Origin of the sequence: Pseudomonas sp. BJa3, assembly GCF_026343815.1 — a bacterium.
GTDB lineage: Bacteria > Pseudomonadota > Gammaproteobacteria > Pseudomonadales > Pseudomonadaceae > Aquipseudomonas > Aquipseudomonas soli.
The window spans coordinates 1-272 of sequence record NZ_JAOXMC010000194.1 but is presented as its reverse complement, the minus strand read 5'-3'; the positions used below and the strand labels follow the sequence as shown (position 1 = coordinate 272).

The window sequence follows — 272 nt, the reverse complement described above, 5'->3', positions numbered from 1 at the left end:
GGGGGTGATCTTCTTCTTGGTCTCGACGTTCACGGCTTCGGAGTGGCCGTAGAACACCGGCACGCGCACGGCGGTGGTGTTCAACTGGATGATGTAGTCCTCGAGGATCTTGCGCGTCTCCAAGACCAGCTTCATCTCTTCCTTGGTGTAGCCGTTGGGCTGGAATTCGTCGATGTGCGGGATCAGGTTGAAGGCGATCTGCGCCTGGAACTTCTTCGGCTCGACTTCCTGGAAAGCCAGCAACTGCGCGGTTTGGCGACCGAGTTCCTCCA

1 protein-coding gene is annotated in these 272 nt (G+C 58.5%); it reads right to left on the bottom strand.

The genetic code is table 11. From position 1 onward, the window contains the following. Positions 1–272 (bottom strand): Asd/ArgC dimerization domain-containing protein (locus tag OH705_RS27405; protein WP_267303465.1); only part of this gene is annotated, 272 nt, incomplete at both ends.